At 66.2% G+C, this 6,051-nt stretch carries 5 protein-coding genes; 1 reads left to right on the top strand and 4 read right to left on the bottom strand.

Features of this window, described 5'->3' with window-relative positions; translation table 11 throughout:
- The first annotated feature begins 65 nt into the window (after window positions 1-65).
- Complete coding sequence (locus tag JSV65_04880; protein UCH35687.1) at window positions 66-449, top strand: hypothetical protein; 384 nt, start codon at window positions 66-68, stop codon at window positions 447-449.
- Between the two features lie 2 nt (window positions 450-451).
- Here JSV65_04880 and JSV65_04885 read toward each other — a convergent pair whose 3' ends face one another.
- The 4 genes from JSV65_04885 to JSV65_04900 form a co-directional block, all read right to left on the bottom strand.
- Window positions 452-1,639 carry a sulfatase gene (locus JSV65_04885; protein UCH35688.1) on the bottom strand — a complete coding sequence of 396 codons (1,188 nt, stop codon included), beginning with the start codon at window positions 1,637-1,639 and terminating at the stop codon, window positions 452-454.
- A 295-nt stretch (window positions 1,640-1,934) separates the two neighbouring features.
- On the bottom strand, window positions 1,935-3,230 hold the full coding sequence (locus JSV65_04890) for a sulfatase (GenBank protein ID UCH35689.1): 1,296 nt from the start codon (window positions 3,228-3,230) through the stop codon (window positions 1,935-1,937).
- A gap of 117 nt (window positions 3,231-3,347) precedes the next feature.
- On the bottom strand, window positions 3,348-4,145 hold the full coding sequence (locus JSV65_04895) for an alpha/beta hydrolase (protein UCH35690.1): 798 nt from the start codon (window positions 4,143-4,145) through the stop codon (window positions 3,348-3,350).
- A 274-nt stretch (window positions 4,146-4,419) separates the two neighbouring features.
- Window positions 4,420-5,772 carry a sulfatase gene (locus JSV65_04900; protein UCH35691.1) on the bottom strand — a complete coding sequence of 451 codons (1,353 nt, stop codon included), beginning with the start codon at window positions 5,770-5,772 and terminating at the stop codon, window positions 4,420-4,422.
- Between the last annotated feature and the right edge of the window lie 279 nt (window positions 5,773-6,051).

Here is a 6,051-nt window from a genome sequence, read left to right on the forward strand (position 1 = left end):
GCGGCTAGGCAGTGGGCGCGGCGCAACACACAACTGTGGGGATGGAAGGCAGGATGAACCGGGGCATGATCCGCTTGGCGATGGAGTTCCCGTACAACAACCGTCTGATCGACGGGTCGAGCAGCGGCTATGCGATAGATTCGTGGCTGCGGCCTGGGATGGGCATGCCGCTTGGCAGCGGCGGGGCGACGCGGGGGTGTCGGCCGGCGGCGAGTTACTGGCTATCCTGGGGACGCAACCTTGACTCCGCGATCATCACGCAAAAGCTCGTGCCGTTCCTCGGCCGGGTGACAGCGGTTGGGACGGGGTCTGTCCTGGCGGTTGGGGCCATCGTTTTCGGCATATCGGTGCATGACCAGACAACGGCAATGACTGAGGTGAGGGCGGGCGCTATGACTTGGGCGGTCTGCGCGACTGACCTCTACCAGATCCCTAGTGTGCTACTCTGAAGTCAATGGGCCACATAGCCGATAGCGGAAAGAGCCTCGGCTGTTTCGCGGTCGAGCGCCGGGCGAGCTGGCTTGGCGGCGGCGGTGGTCTCTCGGTGCAGTGCGGTAATGCTGTCGCCGATGATGCCATAGGTCACTTCGCCGCGGGCGAAGGTCGAAGTCACATGGCGGGTGACGCTTGGTTGATGCAAGAGCGAACAACCGTCGAGTCCGGGCGCTTCGATTCCGGCGAGGGCCAACAGGGTCGGTGCGACATCGGCCGTGCCGACGATGCGGGAGACGATACCGGGCGCAACGCCCGACGTGCCGAGGATCAGCGGTATGTGGACGGTTTCCGTGTTGAGGTCATGGGAATGACCGAGCGTGCCGTGTTCCCTCCACGCTTCGCCGTGGTCGGCGAGGACGACGACGACCGTCCGGTCGTCAAGTGCGGCGAGAAGCTGCCCGACGCGAGCGTCGGCTTCTCGGATTTCGTCCTCGTAGAGCGAGTGTAGAACGGCGACCTCGCCCGCCGTGAGAGTGCCCGATTCCGCAGGTGATAGAAGGCCAGGGCGGATCTGGGTCAATGCGGCAATGTCCGCACGGTGACTCGCCGCAATCCGCCGCGTCCTGCTGCTGATACGCTGCGGGGCATACGGCGCATGAGGGTCGAGCAGATAGACGAGGGCAAAGAACCGATCCCTCCGGTGGGAGGCAAGCCATTTGCCTGCCATGTTGGTTATCGCGTCGTCATCGCCGCCGCGAAACACGAACGACTGAAAGCCCTGCGCGAAGCCGAAGCGGTTGGTGATGTGGGGATGAGTGGAGAAGGCGGCGGTCTGATAGCCGCTTGCCGCGAAACGCTCCGCAAGGCTGACGGCGCTCGCGCGCAGGCCTTCGTTCTCCCGGTCAATCACTCGGTCGGGATGAAGGCCGGTCAGGAGCGCGCGGTTGGAAATGAGGGTAGACGGCCCTGCGGCGATGGCGTTGTCGAACCGGAGACTTCTTTCCGCCAGCGCGTCCATGTTGGGCGTGAGGTTGCCGGTGTGTCCGTAGCAGCCCAAGTGGTCGGCGCGGAGCGAGTCAACGACGATGAGGACGAAACGCATCGGGCGAGGCAGCGGGCGCGAAGACCAGCGAAGATAGCGGTCCGAGCCGACCGCGAGGAGTCCAAGGACAACAAGGCTGGCTGCGAACACGCGCTTGTTCACTTGCACCTGTCTCCGTGTTGTCAGTACGACCGGGGGGCCTGCGATACCTGCCGCGCGGTGCGCGGGATTCGGCGGTCTGGCGGGGAGCGATTACGGCCCGACGTAGCCCAGGGACTTGAGCTTCTCGGCGTCGGCCTTGCTCGGCGGCGACGGTTGGCGTGACTCGGCGACGCGCCGGCCGTGGCGCTCGAAGGCCAGCAGCCGCGCGCGGGGCGCGGGTGGTGAAGGTGTACGCAGCAGAACTGCGCTATACGGGGGGATACTGATGGAGACTCAAGCGCCAGAAGCCGCGCGATTATTCGGCGACGTATCCTAGAGAACGCAGTTGCTCGACGGTCGCCTTCTGGAGCAAGATCGGACGACCTGGTCGGACATACTGCGCGTTCGTTCTCATGGTGCGCTTGTGGGCAATGGCGAGCGCGACCATGCCGTTGTCATTTGCGCGGCTGGCATTGGGGGAAAGGGCGATAAAGGTGTTCGTCTCTTCGGTCGAGACCAGCGCCCGATCAGCGGTATAGACTGCACACCACGGGCCTTTCTCGGCGATGATGGCGGAGCGACGGGCTACGTGTTCACCGAGGACATTCCTGCCGCGGGTCTTCGGAAGCGGTGTCGCATCGGCAAGTGCCAACACCGTCGGCGCAACGTCACACGTCCCCGCGAGGTCGCGGCGAACGGTGGGCGTAATCTGCGGGCCAGCAATGATGAAGGGCACCTTTGTCACATCGGGGTGCAGGCTACTGCTATGGGTGAGAGCTCCGGGGTAGGTCCAACCTTCCCCATGATCGGCGATGAGGAAGACCACGGCGTTCGCACCGACGGCTGCGATGACGCGCCCGATACGCTCGTCGGCATCGCGGATTTCGTCACAATACAGGCTATGCAGCGCGTCCAGTTCGGGCCGCGAGTATTGACCGTCCGTTACCGGCTTTTCAACGATGGAGAGGTCGGCGGCGTGGTCCCATATCGCGCCATCGGCAATCTGCGGTCGCACGTTGGGGCGCGCAAGCATTACCCGCGAGGCGTCCGAGGTGCGCCGCGGCCTGTACGGGCTATGCGGGTCAAGCAGGTAAAGCAGGGCGAAACTCTTTCCGCTCGTCTGCCGCTTCAACCAGCGGATACAGGAACCTGTCGCCGAGTCATCGTCGAGCGGCCACATAAGGAACAGGTCGAACCCTCGGCCGAAGCCGAAGTTCGGGCTGATGCGCGGCTGAGCAGAGAAGGCGGCTGTGCGAAATCCTGCTTCGCGTAAGTGTTCTACGAATGTCGGGATGTCGAGCCACAGCCGGAATTTCACTCGGTCGCACGAGTACGACGGGAGGCAACCGGTGAACAGGGCGGCGTTGGACTGCAGGGTTTCGGGCGCGGCGGAAAAGAGGTTCTCAAAACGCACACCTCGCGCTGCGAGTGCGTCCATGTTGGGCGTCAGCTTGCCGGGGTGCCCGTAGCAGCCCAGATGGTCGGCGCGGAGGGCGTCCACGACGATGAGGACGAAACGCGTCGGGCGAGGGAGAGGCGGCGGAGGCGAACGCAAATGGCGGTCGAGAGCGACCGCGAGGAGTCCAAGCGCAACAAGGCTGGCCGCGAGCACGCGCTTATTCACTTCCCCCCGTCCCCATATCGTCTATACGACGGGGGGGCGCGCGATTCCTGCCGCGGGGGCGGCGCCCGCGGGCGTGATGGAATACGCCGTGAACGCGATGGACTTCTATCGGATCCCGAGCGCTGCGCTGTGATCTTGGAGCCAGCGGTAGATGGCCGGGTAGGACGCGGGAACGAGTCGTTCGGGCGGCTCGTTGTGACGGAAGCCGTCAAGCGTGAGAAGACTCACATCGCGGTCAGCAGCTTCAGCGCGGCCCTGCATGGACACGGCGTGGGTGAACGGGACCGTCTCATCGTCGGTGCCGTGAATGAGCAGCAGCGGCGGTTCGCTGGGCGGCAGATGGTGAAACGGGGATGCATCGGTGGGCGACACATCGCCGAGTATCCTACCGCGAAGGCGGTGGTCCCAGTCGGGCGTGACGAGCGGAGCCGCGATGGTGATGATGCCCTCGACTCTTTGCTCGCGCGCCGCGGCGCAACCGAACCAACCGCCCACGCAGAGGCCGAGAAGGAAGACTTCGCGGTGGCCCAGCTTGCGAGCGTGGCAGATCGCGGCGCAGCAGTCATCGACCTGGGCGGGCCATTGCGCATCGGGCGCGCCTCTGTAGTCAACGCTCCACGCTTCGATGCCGTCGGCGGCGAGGGCGCGGCAGAACGCCGTGGCCCAGCGGTCGGCTCTGGTGCTACCGGAGGTGCCGCCGCCGTGAATGACGATGACGAGCGGGTCGCCCTTGGCGCCGACAGGCTGGAAATGGTCGTAAAGGTTGCTGACGTGTGGGCCGTAGGACACATCCATCTCAATGGCGACGCGGAAAGGATGCGGCGATCGGTGGCGCTGCAGAGTCGCGACGGCGCCGACAACCAGCAGAAGCGGCACGATGGCCAGGACAATCCGTGGTCTCATGTGGGCGCCTCTGCCGGGACGATGCTGCGCGCGCGGCTAGAGGTGAGCGTTGCGGGATCCGCGATGAGAAGAGAAGGGCTTAAGCGAGGCAGCGGGCGCGGAGACGAGCGAAAACAGCGGTCCCAAGCGACCGCGAGGAGTCCAAGCGCAACAAGGCTAGCTGCGAGCACACGCTTATTCACTTCCCCCCGTCCCCATGTGGTCTATACGACGGGGGGCGCGCCATACCTGCTGCGCGGCGTGCGGGATTCGGCGGTGCGGCGGCGGGGAGCGATTACGGGCCGACGTACCCCAGGGACTTGAACTTCTCGGCGTCGGCTTCGCTCAGCTCCGGCGGTTGCCGTGACTCGGCGACGCGCTGGCCCTGGCGCTCGAAGGCGAGCAGGGGCGCACGATTTGCCCGGGACGGCAGGCGCGCCTGCTGCTTCGGGTCGGTGACGAGGTCGTACGCCTCCCAGGTCGGGGCCGGGGGATCGGTCCACTCGCTCCAGTCGCCGGTGTTGTGGATGAGCACCTTGTCGTTGCGGCGGACGGCGGAACGGAAGCCGCGAGGCGTGGTGCCGGAGTCAACTTCGGCGAACACGGGGTGCGCCTGAATATCTCTGGTGGGGAGCAGGAGGTGGCCGCGCAGGGGGGACGCTGGGGTGATGCCGGCGAGGGCGAGGAAGGTGGGAGCGAAGTCAATGCTGCTGATGGGAGTGGAGACGGTGTGCGCCTTGCGCCCCGGGACGCGCAGGATGGCCGGGATGTGGAGCAGCTCGCGATAGAGGCTGCGCTGATGTTCGAGGCCGCCGTGGTCGAGCCACTCCTCGCCGTGATCGGAGAGGATGGCGACGACGGCGTGCCGGTCGTCGCGGATTGCGTCGAGGACGCGGGCGATGCGGCGGTCCACGTCGCGGATCTCGGCCTCGTAGAGCTGATGCAGGGCGTTGACCTCGGCGCGGGAGACCTCATCCGGGCCGGAGGGATTCTCGACGATGCGCGGGCAGCGGGTGTTGGGGCGCAGGGGGACGTCGCCCTTGCGGATCGGCTCGCGCATGGCGGCGAGGCGTTGGGCGAGCGCCGGCGGCACCGTGCTCGGGGCGTACGGCTCGTGGGGGTCGAAGAGGTAAAGCAGGACAAAGAACCGGTCGTCGCGGTGCTGCTGCATCCAGCGCAGGGAGGCTGTGGTGGCGCGGTCGTCCTCGAACGGGTTGAGGACGAAAGTCTTGAAGCCCTGCTGGAAGTTGTAGGGCTCGGCGAAGGCGGGATGGGCGGCGAAGCAGGCGGTGGCATAGCCGGAGTCGCGGAAGTACTCGGCGAGGGTGGTGGCGGAATCGGGCAGGGAGCCGTCGCCCGGCGGCGCGACGTCGTGGCGGTACATGCCGGTGAAGAGGGCGGAGTTGGAGGGCAGGGTCCACGAACTGGGGGCCCAGCATTCCTCGAAGCGGATGCTGCGCGCGGCGAAGGCGTCGATGTTGGGCGTGAGGTCCTCGGGGTAGCCGTAGCAGCCCAGGTGATCGGCGCGGAGGGCGTCGGTGACGATGAGGAGGAAGCGCTCGGGGGTGGGCGCGCGGAGGGAATGGAACACCCAGACCCCGGAGACAACGACGGCGACGAATACAAAGAGGATGGCTAGGCGCTTCAAGCGGCGTCCTCCGAAGGGATTATAGCATACCGGCGCGGGCGGCGGGGGCAACAGGTTGGCAGGCGAGGGCGGCTGCCCCACCATCGCGGTCACGCGCGCGCTGCGACGCGGGGGCGGTGCTCGGCGGCGGTGATGTGCAGCGAGGGGCTGGGGATGCAATGATGAAGAGTAACGGCAAGCAGACGCTGGCGATCGTCCTGTCATTCGCGGTGATGATCTTCGCGGTGCTGGGGATCATGTGGAGCAGCCTCGATGGACGGATGGCGGGATGCGAGCAGC

This window comes from Armatimonadota bacterium (assembly GCA_020354555.1).
Lineage (GTDB): Bacteria > Armatimonadota > Hebobacteria.